Annotated in this window: 14 protein-coding genes; 5 read left to right on the top strand and 9 right to left on the bottom strand. The window is 67.2% G+C overall.

Translation table 11 applies throughout. From position 1 onward, the window contains the following. Nucleotide 1 precedes the first annotated feature (1 nt). Genes AC59JP_RS09590 through AC59JP_RS09575 form a run of 4 tightly spaced genes read right to left on the bottom strand, consistent with a single transcriptional unit; the run spans nucleotide 2 to nucleotide 4,469 of the window. A complete protein-coding gene (locus tag AC59JP_RS09590; protein WP_497325524.1) occupies nucleotides 2-1,165 on the bottom strand; it encodes a steroid 3-ketoacyl-CoA thiolase in 1,164 nt (387 codons plus the stop codon). Between the two features lie 27 nt (nucleotides 1,166-1,192). After that, a complete protein-coding gene (locus AC59JP_RS09585) occupies nucleotides 1,193-2,383 on the bottom strand; it encodes a thiolase family protein (RefSeq protein WP_497325523.1) in 1,191 nt (396 codons plus the stop codon). Then, nucleotides 2,380-3,465, bottom strand: a complete 1,086-nt coding sequence (locus AC59JP_RS09580) for a thiolase family protein (RefSeq protein ID WP_497325522.1) — start codon at nucleotides 3,463-3,465, stop codon at nucleotides 2,380-2,382. The genes AC59JP_RS09585 and AC59JP_RS09580 overlap by 4 nt, the downstream gene beginning before the upstream one ends. An 11-nt stretch (nucleotides 3,466-3,476) precedes the next feature. Then, entirely contained in the window at nucleotides 3,477-4,469 is a 993-nt protein-coding gene (locus tag AC59JP_RS09575; protein WP_497325521.1) for a Zn-ribbon domain-containing OB-fold protein, read from the bottom strand. A gap of 155 nt (nucleotides 4,470-4,624) precedes the next feature. Here AC59JP_RS09575 and AC59JP_RS09570 point away from each other — a divergent pair, with 155 nt between their 5' ends. Further along, nucleotides 4,625-6,232, top strand: coding sequence for an acyl-CoA synthetase (locus AC59JP_RS09570; RefSeq protein WP_497325520.1), 1,608 nt, complete (start codon nucleotides 4,625-4,627; stop codon nucleotides 6,230-6,232). A 57-nt stretch (nucleotides 6,233-6,289) separates the two neighbouring features. Here the strand turns inward: AC59JP_RS09570 and AC59JP_RS09565 are convergent, their stop codons facing one another. From AC59JP_RS09565 to AC59JP_RS09550, 4 genes are read right to left on the bottom strand one after another with little or no spacing between them, the layout of a single operon-like run. Continuing rightward, complete coding sequence (locus AC59JP_RS09565; RefSeq protein ID WP_497325519.1) at nucleotides 6,290-7,114, bottom strand: crotonase/enoyl-CoA hydratase family protein; 825 nt, start codon at nucleotides 7,112-7,114, stop codon at nucleotides 6,290-6,292. Then, on the bottom strand, nucleotides 7,111-8,721 hold the full coding sequence (locus AC59JP_RS09560; protein WP_497325518.1) for an AMP-binding protein: 1,611 nt from the start codon (nucleotides 8,719-8,721) through the stop codon (nucleotides 7,111-7,113). Before AC59JP_RS09560 ends, AC59JP_RS09565 begins: the two co-directional genes overlap by 4 nt. Continuing rightward, nucleotides 8,718-9,860, bottom strand: a complete 1,143-nt coding sequence (locus AC59JP_RS09555; RefSeq protein ID WP_497325517.1) for an acyl-CoA dehydrogenase family protein — start codon at nucleotides 9,858-9,860, stop codon at nucleotides 8,718-8,720. The genes AC59JP_RS09560 and AC59JP_RS09555 overlap by 4 nt, the downstream gene beginning before the upstream one ends. Nucleotides 9,861-9,884: 24 nt before the next feature. Further along, nucleotides 9,885-11,063 carry an acyl-CoA dehydrogenase family protein gene (locus AC59JP_RS09550; RefSeq protein ID WP_497325516.1) on the bottom strand — a complete coding sequence of 393 codons (1,179 nt, stop codon included), beginning with the start codon at nucleotides 11,061-11,063 and terminating at the stop codon, nucleotides 9,885-9,887. A 133-nt stretch (nucleotides 11,064-11,196) separates the two neighbouring features. On the opposite strand from AC59JP_RS09550, the gene AC59JP_RS09545 reads away from it, so the two are divergent. The 4 genes from AC59JP_RS09545 (at nucleotide 11,197) to AC59JP_RS09530 (ending at nucleotide 16,275) form a co-directional block, all read left to right on the top strand. After that, a complete protein-coding gene (locus AC59JP_RS09545; RefSeq protein WP_497325515.1) occupies nucleotides 11,197-12,708 on the top strand; it encodes an aldehyde dehydrogenase family protein in 1,512 nt (503 codons plus the stop codon). Beyond that, nucleotides 12,708-13,433: an Rv1363c family protein gene (locus AC59JP_RS09540; protein ID WP_497325514.1), complete on the top strand. Its 726-nt coding sequence runs from the start codon at nucleotides 12,708-12,710 to the stop codon at nucleotides 13,431-13,433. Before AC59JP_RS09545 ends, AC59JP_RS09540 begins: the two co-directional genes overlap by 1 nt. Further along, nucleotides 13,430-13,936, top strand: coding sequence for an Rv1363c family protein (locus AC59JP_RS09535; protein WP_497325513.1), 507 nt, complete (start codon nucleotides 13,430-13,432; stop codon nucleotides 13,934-13,936). The genes AC59JP_RS09540 and AC59JP_RS09535 overlap by 4 nt, the downstream gene beginning before the upstream one ends. A 95-nt stretch (nucleotides 13,937-14,031) precedes the next feature. Next, complete coding sequence (locus tag AC59JP_RS09530; protein WP_497325512.1) at nucleotides 14,032-16,275, top strand: acyl-CoA dehydrogenase family protein; 2,244 nt, start codon at nucleotides 14,032-14,034, stop codon at nucleotides 16,273-16,275. Here AC59JP_RS09530 and AC59JP_RS09525 read toward each other — a convergent pair. Beyond that, entirely contained in the window at nucleotides 16,260-17,375 is a 1,116-nt protein-coding gene (locus tag AC59JP_RS09525) for a 2Fe-2S iron-sulfur cluster-binding protein (protein WP_497325511.1), read from the bottom strand. The two genes, AC59JP_RS09530 and AC59JP_RS09525, sit on opposite strands and share 16 nt — an antisense overlap. Nucleotides 17,376-17,463: the final 88 nt, after the last annotated feature.

Raw genomic sequence — 17,463 nt, 5'->3', positions numbered from 1 at the left:
GTCAGATTCGTTCGATGATCGTGCCGGTCGACAGGGCGCCGCCGGCACACATGGAGATCAACGCGGTGGAACCGCCACGACGCTCGAGCTCGTGCAGCGCGGTGGTGATCAACCGTGCGCCCGTGCTGCCCACCGGGTGGCCCAGAGCCATGGCGCCCCCGTTGACGTTGACCAGGTCCCAGTCGGGCTGGTGAACCTGGTTCCACGACAGGGGAACCGACGCGAAGGCCTCGTTGACCTCGAACAGGTCCAGATCGCCGATCTTCATCCCCGCGCGCTCGAGCACCCGCTGGGTGGACTGCACGGGACCGTCGAGATGGAACTCGGGTTCGGCTCCGACGAGGCACTGCGCGACGATGCGAGCGCGCGGAGTCAACCCCAGCTCCTTCGCCCGGTCGAGATCCATCAGCATCACCGCGGCGGCGCCGTCCGAGATCTGCGACGACGTGCCCGCAGTGTGCACACCGCCGTCCATGATCGGCTTCAGATTGGCCAGTCCCTCCGCCGTGGTCTCGCGGAGTCCTTCGTCGCGTGACACGGTGACCATCTCGGACGTCGGGTTCTTGTTCTCGTCGAGCGCCGGAGCCTCGACCGGCAGCACCTCACGGTCGAAACGTCCTTCGGCCCATGCTTGTTGGGCCAGGCGCTGCGAACGGAGTCCGAAGGCATCGAGGTCGGCGCGCGTGAGACCGCGGCGGCGGGCGATACGCTCGGCGGCTTCGAACTGGTTCGGTAGGTCGATGTTCCACGACTCCGGCCGGCGAGGACCGGCGTTCTCACCGACGTTGGAGCCCATGGGAACTCGTGTCATCGACTCGATTCCGCAGGAGATTCCGATCTCGATGGCGCCGGTGGCGATGAGACCGGCGATGAGGTGCGTACCCTGCTGCGCCGAGCCGCACTGGGCGTCGACGGTGAAACAGCCTGTGGTCCAGGGTAGTCCGGCGTGCAGCCATGCAGTGCGGGTGACGTTGTTGCCCTGCTCGCCGACCTGGGTGACACAACCCCCGGAGACCTGCTCGACGAGTGCCGGGTCGATTCCGGCGCGGTCGACGATGCCGCGTTGGACACGTCCGAGGATCTCGGTGGCGTGGAGGCCGGACATGCCGCCTCGACGTTTGGTGATCGGTGTTCTGACTGCCTCGACGATGACGGGCGTTCCCATGCTGGACCTTTCGAGTGGGTGGGGACTTCAGGAGGAGACAGCTGTGGCGGGTCGGTCGGATCCGACCACCCACATCGAGAAGTACTGCGACCCACCGCCGTAGGCGTGTCCGAGAGCCTTCTTGGCTCCGGCGACCTGGTGATCGTCGGCACGGTCCATGACCTGGCGCGCAGATTCGGCGAACCGGATCATGCCGGACGCGCCGATGGGGTTGGAACACAGCACGCCGCCGGACGGATTGACCGGCAGCGAGCCGTCCGGCCCCGTGGCACCGGACTCGGTGAGCTTCCACCCCGAGCCCTGTTCCGCGAATCCGAGGTTCTCGAGCCACATGGGCTCGAACCAGGAGAAGGGTACGTAGATCTCCATGACGTCGATCTCGTCGATCGGTGAGGTGATGCCTGCGGCCTTCCACAACGCCGCCGACGCGTCCCGGCCGGCCTGTGGGTTGACCTGGTCACGCCCGGAGTACGTCGTCGGTTCCGTCCGCATGGCGGTCGCGTGGATCCACGCGACCTTGCGGCCGGAATCGAGTACGTCCTGCGCGGCGGCGTCGTCGCCGATGACCATGGCACACGCGCCGTCCGAGGACGGGCAGGTCTCGTCGTACCGGATCGGGTCCCACAGCATCTGCGACGCCATCACCTTGTCGACGGTGGCCTCGGGCTGCTGCAGGTGTGACAACGGATTCCTGCTGCCGCAGACGCGATCCTTGGCGGCCACCATGGCGCCGATGTGAAGCGGCGCACCCGAATTGCGGATGTAGGAGCGCACGTGCGGAGCGAAGTAGCCACCTGCGCCGGCGCCGACCGGCATCGTGAAGGGAACCGGAAGCGACAGTGCCCACATGGCGTTGGACTCGGACTGTTTCTCCCACGCCAGCGTCAGGACGCGGCGGTGGATTCCGGCTTCGACCAGCGAGGTCGCCACGCAGGCGGTGGATCCACCCACCGAGCCCGCCGTGTGCACACGGAGCAGCGGCTTGCCCACGGCGCCGAGTGCGTCCGCCATTGCGAGTTCGGGCATCATGGCGCCCTCGAACAGGTCCGGCGCCTTGCCGATGACGACCGCGTCGATGTCGGCCATGGTCACACCGGCGTCGACGAGCGCGCGGTCGATTGCTTCGCGGCACAGTGCCGCCATCGAGACGTCGAGGCGTTTGGCGACGTAGCGAGTCTGTCCCGTTCCGAGAACGGCGGCCAGGTGTTTGTCGGTCATGCGCGTGCCTCCAGGACTGCGACGAGGTTCTGTTGCAGGAGCGGCCCCGCCGTTGCGTGCGCGAGTGTGCGGCCGGCCGACCCGTCCAGGATCGGACGTGCGGCGTACCCGATGCGGTCCAGACCCGCCGAGAACATCGGATTCCCGCTCAGCGGTCCGCCGGACGGATTGACCACGGTGGTGGAATCGAGACCGATGGCCTCCTGCAGGATGATCTGCTGGTGACTGAACGGGCCATGGAGCTCGGCGAGATCGAATCCCATGTCACCACCGGTCGCCGCTGCGGCGGACGCGGACGTCGACGGGGACGCGAGAAGGTCGCGCCCACCGATCTCGGCCGAATCGATGCGGTGCTCCATGCCGGTGATCCACGCGGGATTCGACGCGAGCGATCGTGCCCGGTCGCCGGCCGCGAGGACGATGGCGGCGGCCCCGTCGGTGATGGGCGCGCAGTCGTGGCGTCGTAGCGGATCGTTCAGAAGCGGTTGTTGCAGAAGCACATCGGGATCCGTCGAGTATCCGCCGCCGCGCTCGTCGTCACCGGCGAGCTGCGCTCCCGGTCGCTGGGCAGCCTGGCGGCGACTGTCCGCCACCACGTCGGCCATGGCGCGTTCGTCCCAGCGTCCCGCCTCGATACCGAGGCGAGCCTGCATGCCGGCCATCGAGACGGAATCGGGCCAGAGCGGCGCGACCACGTAGGGGTCGGTCTGCAACGAGAGGATGCTCGTCAGCGGACCGGCCGACGATTTTCCGAAGCCGTAGACGAGGGCCGTGTCCACCTGTCCGGTGGCGATCTTGACCCATGCTTCGTAGAGCGCCCACGCCGCGTCCATCTCGACGTGCGACTCGTTGACCGGTGGCACCGCTCCGATCGAGTCGATCGCGGAGATGAACGAAAATGCCCGGCCGGCCAGGTAATCCGACGATCCGGAGCACCAGAACCCGATGTCGGACTTGGTGATGTTCAGTTGGTCGTAGAGGGACTGGAACACGGGGACGAGCATTTCGACGCCGTTGGTGGTTCCGGCGGTGCGACGCTCGTGGGGTGCGTGGGCGTAGCCGACGACCGCAACTTCTCTCATCGATTCATGCCTCACAGGTGGTGTCGGAAGGACTCGTAGTCGGCGTCGGGTTCGCCGGAGGGACGGAAGTACTCGATGTTCTCGAGGGTGTGACCCCACTCCTCCTGCGGTTTCCACTTGGCCTGCACTCGCATTCCCATGTGGACCTCCTCGGGCGTGCATTCGAGGACGAGGTGCAGGAACGCGATGTCGGCGCCGTCGAGCAGTACGTAGGCCGCGATGTAGGGCGGGGTGATGCGCTGGCCGAGGAACGGCACGTTGACGATGCAGTAGGTGGTGACGGTTCCGTGGTCCGACAACTCGACGAGCTCGGTGGTGGGCTTGCCGTCGGCGGGACTCACGGTGCGCGGCGGGACGTAGACCTTGCCGCCCGCGTGCGTGCGACCGCCGATGACCTTGCCGTCCTTCAACCCCCGCAGGTATGCGCTCTCCTGCTCCGACGCGGAGTGATCGAACGTGACGTCGACCGGGGTGATGATTCCGGTGACGGGTTCGAGCTGCGAGTCGCTACTCTCCGGCTTTGCACGGGGGGCGCCGGCCTCGGGTTCGAAGCATTCGATGTCGCGGATGGAGCCCGTGGTGTTCTGTGCCCATCGGGCGCGCACTCGCATGCCGGTGGACACCGCGTCCGACGACGGGACGTCGAGCGCATGCATCATCGTCGTGTCGGAACCGTCGAGCTGGATCAGACACCACGCGAACGGCGCCGACAGTGGTTGTCCGGGTGGGGGATCGGGCTGCCACGACCACGAGACGACCGTCCCCGCGTCACCGACGTCGACGATCTCGGTGAGGGCGTCGTAGGTGGTCGGATCGAATTCCACCGGGGGCGCATGCACCCGTCCGTCCGATCCGCGGACTCCGATCGCGCGCCGCTCGCGCAGCGCGGTGAAGAACGCACCCAGCACGGGTCCGGTGGAGCGGGTGTAGTCGAATGCGTTGCGCAGCGGCGCGCGAAGCACCGGTTGATCGACTGTGGGTACGACATCCGTTGTCGAGGTCATCTCTGAAGTAGAACAGGTTGCAGAATTATGGGCAAGGCCGTAGTTCGGACCGAGGTCGTTGTTGCGTCGGATCACGATGACGGTTGCCCAATATCTGTAACGCGTTCTATGTTTGCAGGGCCGTGCAGCAGCGCTCGGCGGACGGAGGGAGCGAGATGAGCGGTTCGGTAGTGGACGGTTCTGCAGTGAGCACAGCAGGGGTGGACAGCGATGTGCTCGGTCTGTGGAACATCGCGCAACACAGCCCCGATCGGGTGGCCGTGGTCGACCCGTCGGGTCGGACCGCGACGTACGGCGAGATCGTCGCCGCAGCCAACCGTTACGGGCGCGGTATGCAGGCCAAGGGACTGACGCCGGGTGACGCGGTGGTCCTGGTGCTGCCCAACAGCATCGAGATGGTGGCCGTGCACTTCGCGGCCATGCAGATCGGGCTGTACGTGGTGGCCGCCAACTGGCATCTCACCGGTCCGGAACTCGCCTACATCGTGCAGGACAGCGGAGCGCGGATCGTGTTCGCACACGAACGGTTCGCGGACGCCGCGATCGTCGCGGCGGCCGGAGGCGACATCGCCCCTGCTCCCGAATTCCGGTACAGCGTCGGCGACATCGACGGATTCACCCCGCTCGCAGAACTCGGGTCCGACGAGCCGGCCACCGGTCCGGACACCCGTACGCTGGGCGCCCCGATGCTCTACACCTCCGGCACCACCGGCAAACCCAAGGGCGTTCGCCGGCCGATGACCGGAGCCGATCCGCACGATGTGCCGGCCGCCTCCAAGGGCTTCTTCGCATTGTTCGGCATCACACCGCACGACGGTCACGTTCACCTGTGCGGCTCACCGATGTATCACACGGCAGTGCTGAACTTCGTCACGATCTCGATCCAGCTCGGGCACACCGTGGTTCTCATGGACAAGTGGGACCCGGAGGAGATGCTGCGCCTCATCGATCAGCTCGAGGTGACGCACAGCCACATGGTGCCGACCCAGTTCACCCGACTGCTCGCGCTGCCGGAGGAGGTCCGCTCGAAGTACGACGTCGGATCGCTGCGAGTGATGATCCACGGCGCGGCGCCGTGCCCCAACGAGGTGAAGCGCCGGATGATCGAGTGGTGGGGCCCGGTGGTCACCGAGTACTACGCCGCCACCGAGGGCGGCGGCACGGTGATCGACGCCGAGCACTGGATGAACAAGCAGGGCTCGGTCGGACTTCCGTGGCCCAACTCCACCGTGGCCGTCTACCGTGACGACGGCACGGAAGCCGCTGTGGGAGAACACGGTCAGGTGTACATGAAGATGCACGGCTCGTCGTTCGAGTACTACAAGGACAAGGCGAAGACCGAGGCGTCGCGCATCGGCGAGCTGTTCACCCTGGGCGACATCGGGTACCTCGACGAGGACGGTTATCTCTTCCTGTGCGACCGGAAGAACGACATGATCATCTCGGGTGGGGTCAACATCTACCCGGCCGAGATCGAGAACGAGATCACGTTGCATCCGAAGGTCGCCGACGTCGCCGTGTTCGGTATCCCGCACGCCGATTGGGGCGAGGAGATCAAGGCCGTCGTCGAGACGGTGCCCGGTGTCACGGGTGACGACACCCTGACGCGGGAGATCCTCGACTACGCGGCGGAGCGTCTGGCCACCTACAAGCGGCCCAAGACGATCGACTACATCGACACGATGCCGCGCGATCCCAACGGCAAGTTGTACAAACGCAAGCTCCGGGAGCCGTACTGGAAGGACCGCGAGCGCGCGATCTGACACGCGGCCGCCTCACTGCGCAGCGACCGAAAAACGCTGCGCGGTGAGGGGCGGCCGCTACTTGCCGGTGAAGTTGGGCTTGCGCTTCTCCATGAACGCGCGCGGGCCTTCCTTGGCGTCGGCGCTCTTGAAGACCTCGATTCCGAGCTTCGCTTCGATCGCGAACGCGTCGTTCTCGTGCATTCCCTCGGTGTCCCGCACCGTCTGCACGATGGCCTTCACCGCGAGAGGACCGTTGGCGCAGATGGTTTCGGCAATCTCGAGCGCCTTCGTGAGAGCAGTACCGTCCGGCACCACGTACCCGATCAAGCCGATCCGCAACGCCTCCTCGGCGGTCACGTGCCGACCGGTCAGCAGAAGGTCCATCGCAACCGTGTAGGGGATCTGACGCACCAGTCGCACAGCCGACCCGCCCAGCGGGAACAGACCCCACCGAGCCTCCGACACACCGAACTTGGCGCTCTCGCCCGCGACCCGAATGTCGGTGGCCTGGAGGATCTCCGTGCCCCCGGCGATCGCAGCACCTTCGACGGCGGCGATCAGCGGAACCGACAGCCGGCGACCCTTGAGCAACGCGGTGATGACGCTCATGTCGTTACCGGATCCGAACCCGTCGCCCGGATGATTCGAGGTCATGGCCTTGAGATCGGCGCCGGCGCAGAAGGTTCCGGCTGCACCGGTCAGTACCACCACGCGTACGTCGGGGTCCGAGTCGGCGCGGTCCCATGCCTGACGCATCAGCTCCGTCATCTCGGCGGACAGGGCATTGCGCGAGCGGGGACGATTCATGGTGACCACGAGGGTGTTTCCGATCAGCTCCGTCAGCAGATGCGGCTCCTCGGTCTCCGTGTTCGCCGTGTCGGTCGTCGCAGTCTCTGTCATGGTCGAGCCTTTCTGTGGTCGTGCTGTTGTGAATCGGGGTGTTGTGAAACGGGCTGTTGCGCCCGGTATCCGTCCGGGGTGAGGTGGAACACGGGGTCGTCGGTGTCGAGCGCCTCCGCTGCGAGCTGGCGTGTCAGCGTCTTGAACGTGGCGGTGCGAGGGAGCCGCTCCGTGAGGCGGATGTAGGCGGGTCGTTGCCTCGCCGACAGCCGTGTGGTGTCGTGCACCAGGTCGGTCAGGTCCGCCGCGGTCAAGGTGCCGTCGGAGACGATGGCTGCCATCACGGTGTCGCCGACGCGCTCGGCCGAGATGCCGTAGACGGCCGCGTCGAGAACGGCGGGATGCGCGCGCAGCGCCGACACGATGGGGCGTGTTCCGAGGTTCTCGCCGCCGACACGCAGCCAATCACCTACGCGTCCTGCGAAGTACACGAACCCGTCGGCGTCGATGTACGCGAGGTCGCCGCTGCGGTACCAGCCGCCGCGCATCCGTTCCGCGTCTGCGGCGTCGTTGCCGTAGTACCCGGTGAAGCTGCCTGGTCCGGACGTGTTCACCAGTTCCCCGACCGCGTCCTCGGCGTTGATCAGCCGCATGGACGAGTTGAATCGAGCTGTGGCGCATCGTTGGTCGGTCTCCGGGTCGACCACCGCCAGTTCCGGTCCGGCCGGACCCAGCGCTGTCGGCGGGGTGTCGGCGGTGCGGCGGATGGCGATGCCGCCCTCGGTGGAGCCGTACCCGTCGGTGACCGTCACGTCGAAGCGAGCGGCGAACGCCGCCAGGTCGTCCGGATGACCCTCGTTGCCGTAGACGTGCCGCAGGGGGTTGACCGCGTCGTCCGGACGTTCCGGTGTCGCCAGGACGTAGGACAGCGGTGTGCCGACGTAGTTGGCGTACGTGGCTCCGTACCGTCGAATGTCAGGCAGGAACCCGGACGCAGAGAACTTCGGGGCGACGGCGAGCGAGCCGGTCGAGGCAACGCCGACGGCCCACCCGGCGAGGATGGCGTTCGAGTGGAACAGCGGCATGCTCACGTACACGGTGTCGCCCGCACCGAGACCGAAGCGCCCGGCGAGCACGCGGCCGACTCCGGCGACCTTGCCCTGACTGCAGCGCACGGCTTTCGGGTGTCCGCTGGTGCCGGATGTGAAGACCAACGCGAACAGATCCTCCGAGCGCGGCCGGTACTCGGTGCCTGCTCGCTCCGTCGATTCCGACAGAGTCGGTGCGTCGACGATCTCGATGTGCTCCGGTATCGACGACAACAGATGCCGATGATGGCTGTCGGTCACGATCACCGCGCAGTCGCCGACCGCGGCGTCCGCCGCGAGCGCGTCGGGAGTGCGCAGGGGGTTGAGCGCCACGAGGACGAGCGGTGATATCGCCGCCACCTCGAGCAGGACGGACAACCACGAGACGTTCGGCAGAAGCACGCCGACGTGCGGCGGCCGGTCATTCGGGATCTTCGAAAGAAGCAGTGCCGCAGCGGTTGTCGCACGGTCGAGGTGTTCGCGCCAGGAGAGGTGACCGTCGGCGAACGATGCTCCGCGATCCTCCACCTCTCGCAGCGGGGCGAGCAGGTCGGCCACCGTCGTGGGAGCCTCCGTCACCGCGACCCACCTGCGACCAGTTCACGTCCCAGTTCGAGCAGTGAGGCGGTCGCGTGTCCGCGGGCGAATTCGCCGTGTTTCGCGGCGAGGAAGTACTGGTGCGCGATGTGCGACGTGTCGATACCGACGCCGCCGTGCACGTGGACCAGCGTGTGCGCGACGCGGTGACCTGCCTCGGCCGCCCAGAACTTGGCGGTACCGATTGCCAGGGTCAGCTCGTGGCGCTCGGTTGCATCGTCCGCAGTGTCGTCGAGCGTCCACGCCGCCCGCCACAGCGTCGACCTCGCCGCTGCCACGTCGATGTACGCGTCGGCCAGGCGCTGGCCGACGGCCTGGAACGACCCGATCGGTCGACCGAACTGGTGACGCTCCGCGGCGTAGGCCGACACCATCTCCAACGATCGCTCGAGAACGCCCAGTTGGACTGCGCAGACGAGGACGGTGGACTTCTCACGCATCAGCCCGGGAAGGTCCACCGGCGCGGCCGCGTTCAGGAACGCATCGGTCGGAACGACGACGTCGTCGAAGTGCACGACCGCCGGGCTGTCCGCCCCGGTGGCCAGCACCGGGACGACACTCACGCCGGGTTCGGTACGGGAGACGACCACGATGCGATCGGCGTCGTCGGTGCGGACCGTCACCAGGAATGCGTCGGCGACCGCGCCGAACGGTACGGCGACCTTGGTGCCCGAGACGCTCCAGCCGGCGTCGACTTCTCTCGCGGTGACGGTGGGCCGGTCGTCGGCCTCCATCGCGTCCTCGGCCGTGGCGGGTGCGAGCACGCAACGCCCCTGCGCCGCATCGGAACCGAGCGTCCGGAACCGCTGATCACCGCCGTACCGCACGAGAAGTCCGGCGCACGTCGCCGCCGACGTGGTGTACGGAACGGCGGCCAGTCCGCGCCCCAATTCGATTGCGACAGAGCACTCCTGCAGGATGCCCAGACCGCTGCCGCCGGCATCGGTCGGGATCGACGCCGCCCAGACGTCGGCGTCGACGAGCGCGGTCATGAGCGGTCTGTCGATGCGGTGGGGGAGGGCGTCGAGTGCCGCGTGGTGGCCGACGTCCACCGTTTTCGCGACCACGTCACGAGTCAGTGCGGCAAGGTCGTTCTGAGCCTCGTCGAACGTGAAATCCACGTCAGGACACCCTCTTCCGGTAGGTCATCGCGGCGCCGCCGGCAGGCGCAGCTCGGCGCGAGCGATGATGTCGCGCTGCACTTCGTTGGTGCCGCCGCCGAACGTCAGAATCAGCGCGGCGCGGTGACGGCGCTCGATCGAGCCGCGCAGGTGGGCGCCGGCGGAATCCTGCCGAACCGTCGAGGTGGGCCCGAGAATCTCCATCAGCAATCGGTAGGCCTCGATCGCCAGCTCCGTCCCGAACACCTTCGATGCCGACGCCTCACCGGGGCGCACGCGTCCCGGTGCCGACGCCAGCTCCCAGTTCTTGGTTTCGAGAAACGAGATCTTGGCGTGGACGCGGGCCAGGGCGATCTGGACCCATTCCGAATCCGCGACCCGTCGCCCGTCCGGGCGGCGAGTCTCCTTGGCCCACTGGAGAACGTCGCGGTATGCCTGCTGCACCGGGGCCGCCGGAGTGAGCGCGACCCGTTCGTCGTTGAGCTGATCGGTGATCAGCGCCCAGCCGCCGTGCAGCTCGCCCACCAGCGCCGTGCGCGGTACACGTACATCGTTGTAGTAGGTGGCGCTGGTGTCCGGCCCGGCCATGGTGTGGACCGGGGTCCACGAGACGCCCTCGGTGTCTGCCGGGACCGCGAGCATCGAGATTCCTCGGTGCTTCTTCGCCTCGGGGTCGGTGCGACACGCCAGCCAGATGTAGTCGGCGTAGGCGATGAGGCTGGTCCACATCTTGGCGCCGTTCACGACGAAGTCGTCTCCGTCTATCCGCGCCGTCGTGCGCAGGGCCGCCAGGTCCGTGCCGGCCTCCGGCTCGGAGTAGCCGATCGCGAAGTGCAGCTCGCCGGCGGCGATGCGCGGCAGGAAGAACTCCCGCTGCTCCTCGGTTCCGTGATGCATGATCGTCGGTGCGACCGAGTTCAGCGTCAGGAACGGGACGGGTGCGCCGGCCACGGCCGCCTCGTCGGCGAAGATCAGCTGATCCATCATGGGTCGTCCACGGCCGCCGTACTTCTCGGGCCATCCGAGGGCCAGCCAGCCGTCCTTGCCCATGTCACGGACGACGTCCCGGTAGACGGTTCCGGTGCCGTATTCACCCGTCTGAGAGGACAGTGCCTCGCGTCGCTCGGGTGTCAGAAGTTGCTCGAAATACCGCCGCAGTTCACCGCGCAGACGGTTCTGTTCTGGGGTGTAGGCGATGTGCATCGAATTCCCTCCGGAGCCGGCGTGCTTGCCCAAAACAGTAACAGGTTCTACAGTGAGCGGCGTCACCACAGGCGGTCGAATTCGTACTCCGACGCCGTGTCCACCTGCAGTCGAGAGGCGCGTTCGAACAACCATGACTCTGACACTCCTTCCCCGAATCGAATCTGCAGGATTGACCGACGGTGCCCTGTTCACGGGCGGTAAATGGCACGAATCCGCCTCGGGCGGAATGTGGACGCATCGTCATCCCGCGACGGGGGAGACCATCGGTTCGTTCGTCGACGCGGACGCATCCGACGTCCGTCAGGCGGTCGCCACGGCACGCGCGACGTTCGACGACGGCCGCTGGGCGCGGATGAAGGCGGGCGAGCGTGGGAAGCTGCTGCATCGCTACGCGGAACTGCTGCGCGCCAACGCTCAGAACCTGCGCGAACTCCTCGCCCTCGACAACGGAGTACCGCTCAGCTTCGGCGGGATCTACGCGGGCTCGGTCGACGTCGCTGCCGACGCGTTCGATCACCACGCCGGCTGGATCGACAAGCTGGGCGGCGAGACCCTGCCCGCATACCAGGGCGGCGATCACGTGGCCATGACGTTCCGCGAGCCGGTGGGAGTCGTGGCCGCCATCCTGCCGTGGAACGCACCGTTCCTGCTGTACGCGCAGAAGGTCGCGCCCGCCCTCGCCACCGGATGCACGGTGGTGCTCAAGCCGTCCGAGTACGCGAGCTTCGCGGTTCTGCGCATGGTCGAGCTGCTGCAGGAGGCAGGGCTACCCGAAGGCGTGCTCAACGTCGTCACCGGCCGCGGCGAGGTCGCGGGCGAAGCGCTGATCACCGATCCCGACGTCGACAAGATCACCTTCACCGGCAGCCGGCGAGTGGGTCAGCGCATCGTGGAAGCGTCCGCAAAACACTTCACGCGCGTCTCCCTCGAACTCGGCGGAAAGTCGCCCGCCGTCGTCTTCTCGGACGCCCCGGACGTGGGGCTCGCCGCCATGACGACCATGGGCACCGTCACGGTCGGCCTGAACGGACAGGCCTGTGTCGCCCAGACGCGCGCACTGGTCCAGCGCGACGTGTACGACCAGTTCATCGCCTCCGCCCAGATGTTCGCCGGCATGGTCAGCTACGGGGACCCGTTCGAGCCCGGCACGCTGGCGGCTCCCTTGATCAACGAACGTCAGCTCGAGCGGGTCACCGGTCTGATCGACCGCGCCGCGAACGACGGTGCCCGCCTGGTCTGCGGAGGAGAGCGCCTGCAGGGTGATCTGGCGAACGGGCACTTCGTCGGCCCGACGGTGTTCGCCGACGTCGACAACAACTCCGAACTGGCCCGCGAAGAGGTGTTCGGCCCCGTTCTCGCCGTCATCCCGTTCGACACCGAGCAGGACGCACTCGAGCTGGCGAACGCTACCGAGTACGGTCTCGGAGCTACTGTCTTCACCACGGACGTCAAACGCGCATTCCGTATAAGCCGCGGCATTCGTGCCGGGCACATCGGGATCAACGGGTACCAGGTCGAGCCGAACACCCCGTTCGGCGGCTTCAAGACCTCGGGCCTCGGTCGTGAGGGCGGCCGGAGCTCGATCGAAGCGTTCACCGAACTGAAGACTGTCCTCCTACCCACCGGCGACGAATTGATGTGATGGACACCGCGACTGCGCGCACGAGACGACGGGCGACCCGGCCTGCCGGAGCGCCCGAATCGGCCGGAGACTCGGCGTCCGAAGACACCGTTGCCGAGGATCTCGTTGTCGAGGCACCTGACGCCGACGAGACCACGGACGAAGAATCCGAGAACGCTGGGGAATCCGAGAGCGCTGGGAAATCCGAGAGCGCTGGGAAATCCGAAAGCGCTGGGGAATCGCCGACGAAGCGTCGTCGGAAGCCGACTCGTCGCGGTGTTCTGTGGACCGTGTACGTGCTGATCGTGCTGGTCGTCGGCGGGGCAGCCGCCTGGCTCTTCGTGATCGATCATCGGACCGAACAGGCTGCGGCACTGCGTGATCGACTGTTGGCCGGTGCTCGCCAGACCGCACTCAACATGACCACCCTGCAGGCCGACACCGCGCGCGCGGACGTGGATCGACTCCTCGCCGGCGCTTCCGGCGACTTCCTCGCCCAATTTCAGGACCGGCAGTCGGACTTCGTGGACGTGGTGGGTCAGGCCGGGGTCAATTCGACGGGCACCGTCGTCTCCGCCGGCATCGAATCCACCGACGGCGACTGTGCCACCGCCCTCGTCGCCGCCGACGCGGAAGTGTCCAACAAGGACGAGGCCACACCCGCGCCCCGCAGCTTCCGCTTCCGCATCACGGTGTGCGAGGTCGACGGAGCAATCACCGCCGACAAAGTGGAGTTCGTACCGTGAGCCCCCGTATCGCCGTGAAGCCGCGTCGTTCCCTGCTGGTGACCATCGCTGCCGTTCTGTTGCTGCTGGCCGTCGCCGGTGCCCTCACCTTTCAGGTGCTCCAGCACCAGCGTCTCGACGCCGACGAGAGCAGCCGCGGCGACGTGGTGCGCGTGGCGTCGGATCAGGCCGTGGCCATGTTGTCCTACAAGCACGACACCGTCGACGATCAGCTCGCCGCCGCGGCGGACGGTCTGACCGGCGACTTCCGCAACGAGTACCAAACGCTGGTGGCGCAGGCGGTGGCACCGTCGGCGAAGGAGAAGTCCATCGATACCGAGGTCACGGTCGCCGGAGGTTCCGTCGTCTCGCTCGACGGTGACGCCGCGACGGTGCTTCTGTTCCTGAACCAGGTGACGACGAGCGCTCAGACGCCCGATCCCACCACCACCGGATCTCGTGTCACGGTCGACCTCACTCGGGTGGACGGTACGTGGGCAGTCTCCGGCCTCGAGCCCGTCTGATTCGAAAACCCAGTAATTCCAGAACCCAGCACTTCACACACTCGCCGATCACACCGTCTCGCAGCCCCTTTCGGTGCGCTGACGACAGGAGAATCATGCCATTGGGTCTGACCACCGAACAGGTCGATCTCGCCGATGCCGTGACGGCATGGACGCGATCGGTGTCCACGGAAGCCGCGGAGTCGAGACGAGCCGCCGAGTCGAATCCGGACACGGCGCACGTCGAGATGTGGAAGGGCGCGGCGGGGATGGGTCTGTTCTCCATCGCGGTCCCGGATCAGCTGGGCGGTGACGGTGGGTCGCTGGTCGACGCGGCGACGGCAATCGAACGATGCGCGTCGGCCCTGATACCCGGACCCCTGCTGCCGACGGTGATCGCCGGCGCGGTTCTCGCTCGCGCCCGCGAACTCTCGGACGGGCTGCTCGAAGCGGCTCGACGAATCACGACGGGCGACCTGGTGTGCGCCCTCGCGCTCACCGGTGTCACCGGCACCGCGCAGGCGGACGGCACGGTACACGTCGACGCAGATGTGCCGGCGGTTCTCGGAGCGCCCGGAGCGCACGCCGTCCTGCTCCCCGTTCTGCTGGATGGATCGTCTACTGCGCGTTGGTATGTGCTGGACCTCGGCGACGACGGACCCGTCGTCACGGCGGTCGCATCGCACGACGCGACCCGCAGGATCGGTTCCGTGCACGTCGACGCGCGGCTCTCCGCGGATCGGGCGGTGGACGTCGATCCTCGGGTGCCCTGGAACATCGCCACGACCATGGCGGTGGCGGAGGCTGCCGGTATCGCCGACTGGTGCACCGCCACCGCGGCCGGCTATGCCGCGACGCGCATCCAGTTCGGCCGACCGGTGGGGTCGTTCCAGGCGATCAAACACCTGTGCGCTCAGATGCTCTGTCTCCGTGAGCAATCCGCTGCCCTGGCCTGGGACGCCGCGCGGGCGTCCGAGGGTGACTCCGAGGGTGCCGGCGCTGCCGTCGCCGCTGCCGCCGCGCTGGTCTTCGACAACGCAATCCGGACCGCCAAGGACTGCATCCAGGTGCTCGGCGGTATCGGCTTCACGTGGGAGCACGACGCCCACCGCTACCTACGGCGCGCAACGGCGCTGCGGCAGATGTTCGGTCTCGTTGCCCCCTACGGCGACGGGTCGACCTGGCCCCGGCTCTGTGCGGATCTCGCCGTCCGCGGAGCAGACACGGTGGAGCGCACCGCGTCCGACGTCCACGTCGGTGTGGACGAGGCGGTTCTGGACCGTGCGCGCCGCGGTATCGCCGACGTTCTGGAGGCCGCGCCGTCGGATCGCCGCGCGGCGCTGACCAACGCGGGCCTGATGATGCCGGCGTGGCCCGAGCCCTTCGGCCTGGGCGCCGATGCCGCGACGGCGTTGGCGATCGACGAGGCGCTCGTGGACGCGGGAATCGATCGACCTGAGCTGGGAATCGCTGCGTGGGCACTTCCCACGATCATCGTGCACGGCGACGATGGGCAGCGGGAGCGCTTCGTACCCCCGACACTGCGCGGGGAGATGGAGTGGTGCCAACTCTTCAGCGAGCCCGAGGCCGGTTCGGACCTTGCGTCGCTGCGCACCACCGCCACGCGGGTCGACGGCGGCTGGTCGCTGAACGGGCAGAAGGTGTGGACGTCGAACGCGCACACGGCGCAGTGGGCCATGTGCCTGGCTCGCACGGGTGGTCCCGGGAGCCGCGGTATCACCTATTTCCTCGTCGACATGGCGTCGTCGGGAATCACCGTTCGGCCGTTGCGGGAGATGACCGGTGATGCCTTGTTCAACGAGGTGTTCCTCGACGACGTGATCGTCCCCGACGAGTGCGTCGTGGGTGACGTCGACGGAGGGTGGGCGCTGACCCGCACGACGTTGGCCAACGAGCGTGTGTCCATGGGCAATTCGCGCGCCATGGGTGCCGACGCCGGCCGCGTCGTCGAGGACTGGGCCGCATCGGAGCAGCGCGGCGACGCCGTCACGGCGGAGCGTGTGGGCAGAGCCGTCGCCGTGGGGACGTCCGTCTCACTGCTCGGGCGTCGCAGTCAGCTTCGCCGCGTGCACGGTCATGGGCCGGGCGCGGAGTCCAGCGTGCAGAAACTCCTGGGTGTCGAGCATCGTCAGGACACGGCGGACATCGGACTGGACCTGCTGGGACCCGCCGGCATCGGAGCCACGCGGGAATCGTCCGTGCAGATGTACGACTACCTGCTCACGCGCTGTCTCAGCATCGCCGGCGGCAGCACCCAAATTCTTCGAAACGTGGTGGGAGAACAGCTTCTCGGACTACCGCGTGAGCCGTCGGCGCGCTCGACTCACTCGTTGTCGTAGGTGACCGTGACCGCGTCGGTGAGCGGTCGGGCCTGGCACGCCAGCGCGTAGCCCTCGGCGAGATCGTCCTCCTCCAGGACCTGATTGTTTGCCATCTCCACCTTGCCGTCCACGACGCGGCACTCGCATGCGGAACAAATTCCTTCGGTGCACGAGAAGGGCGCGGAAATGCCCTTCGACTGAAGGAAGGCCAAGAGGGTGCTCTCGCGTGGCCAGGTGAGGGACTGGGTCTCGCCGTCGAGCGTGACCGTGAGCTCGGTCGTCGAGCCGCTCTGTTCCGTCGAATCGTTCTGTGCAACAGCATCGTCGTGCGTGGTAGCTGCGTCGGATTGCGGTGCCGCATCACCCGGCTCGGACGAGGAGAATTCCACCGCGTCCTCGAAGGGGTCGCCGCCGAGGGATGCGAATCGTTCGATGCGGGTCGCGTCGCGCGGCAGCGACCGCCAGCACTGCGTGTCACGCACCACCTTCATGAACGGTTTCGGACCGCACACGAAGACCGTGTCCACTTTTCGTCCGGCGAGCAGGGCGTCGAGAGCGTCCGGCGTCGGCAGCCCCTGCACGGATTCCAGCCAGTGCAGAACGGTGATACGGCCGGGGTCGGCGGCGACCATGGCGGCCAGCTCCTCGGCGAAGACCACAGACTTCTCGTCGCGGTTGGCGTAGACGAGCGTGACGGTCCCCTGACCGGCCGCCAGGACGGACTTCACGATCGACATCACCGGCGTGATGCCGGACCCACCGGCGAACAACACGAAGTCGGCGTCGAGCGACGCAGGGGTGAACGTGCCCGACGGTTCGAGCACGTCGATCGACGCGCCGTCGGTGATGTTGTCGCACAACCAGTTCGATCCATACCCGTCGGCAGTTCTCTTGACGGTGATCTTGAGATCGGTGTCGGTGTGCGGGGAACTCGACAGCGAGTAGCAGCGTGCGACCTGACCTCGGTCGCTGGGAATGCGCAGGGTCAGGAACTGACCCGGCCGGTAGTCGAACCGGGCCCGCTGCGGTTCGGTCAGGGAGAACACGAAGGATGTGGCGTCGGGCGTTTCCGCGATGACATCCGCGATCTGAAGCGTGTGGAAATTCAGCCCGGTCATCGGCGGCTGGTCCCTTCGTCTGTTCCGGTCGTGCGCGGGGAGATCCGTGCAATCATATATAGAACACGTTACATTTTTGCGGTGGTGC

The sequence above is a fragment of the Rhodococcus sp. 320_ES genome, assembly GCF_059691855.1.
This window is presented reverse-complemented; position numbering and strand designations above follow the sequence as displayed.

What these genes read in the sequence shown, in the direction of transcription:
- AC59JP_RS09580 (WP_497325522.1), bottom strand. Translation starts at nt 3,465, where the DNA reads ATGAGAGAAGTTGCGGTCGTCGGCTACGCCCACGCACCCCACGAGCGT.
- AC59JP_RS09540 (WP_497325514.1), top strand. Translation starts at nt 12,708, where the DNA reads ATGGACACCGCGACTGCGCGCACGAGACGACGGGCGACCCGGCCTGCC.
- AC59JP_RS09565 (WP_497325519.1), bottom strand. Translation starts at nt 7,114, where the DNA reads ATGACAGAGACTGCGACGACCGACACGGCGAACACGGAGACCGAGGAG.
- AC59JP_RS09585 (WP_497325523.1), bottom strand. Translation starts at nt 2,383, where the DNA reads ATGACCGACAAACACCTGGCCGCCGTTCTCGGAACGGGACAGACTCGC.
- AC59JP_RS09525 (WP_497325511.1), bottom strand. Translation starts at nt 17,375, where the DNA reads ATGACCGGGCTGAATTTCCACACGCTTCAGATCGCGGATGTCATCGCG.
- AC59JP_RS09530 (WP_497325512.1), top strand. Translation starts at nt 14,032, where the DNA reads ATGCCATTGGGTCTGACCACCGAACAGGTCGATCTCGCCGATGCCGTG.
- AC59JP_RS09575 (WP_497325521.1), bottom strand. Translation starts at nt 4,469, where the DNA reads ATGACCTCGACAACGGATGTCGTACCCACAGTCGATCAACCGGTGCTT.
- AC59JP_RS09570 (WP_497325520.1), top strand. Translation starts at nt 4,625, where the DNA reads ATGAGCGGTTCGGTAGTGGACGGTTCTGCAGTGAGCACAGCAGGGGTG.
- AC59JP_RS09550 (WP_497325516.1), bottom strand. Translation starts at nt 11,063, where the DNA reads ATGCACATCGCCTACACCCCAGAACAGAACCGTCTGCGCGGTGAACTG.
- AC59JP_RS09590 (WP_497325524.1), bottom strand. Translation starts at nt 1,165, where the DNA reads ATGGGAACGCCCGTCATCGTCGAGGCAGTCAGAACACCGATCACCAAA.
- AC59JP_RS09545 (WP_497325515.1), top strand. Translation starts at nt 11,197, where the DNA reads ATGACTCTGACACTCCTTCCCCGAATCGAATCTGCAGGATTGACCGAC.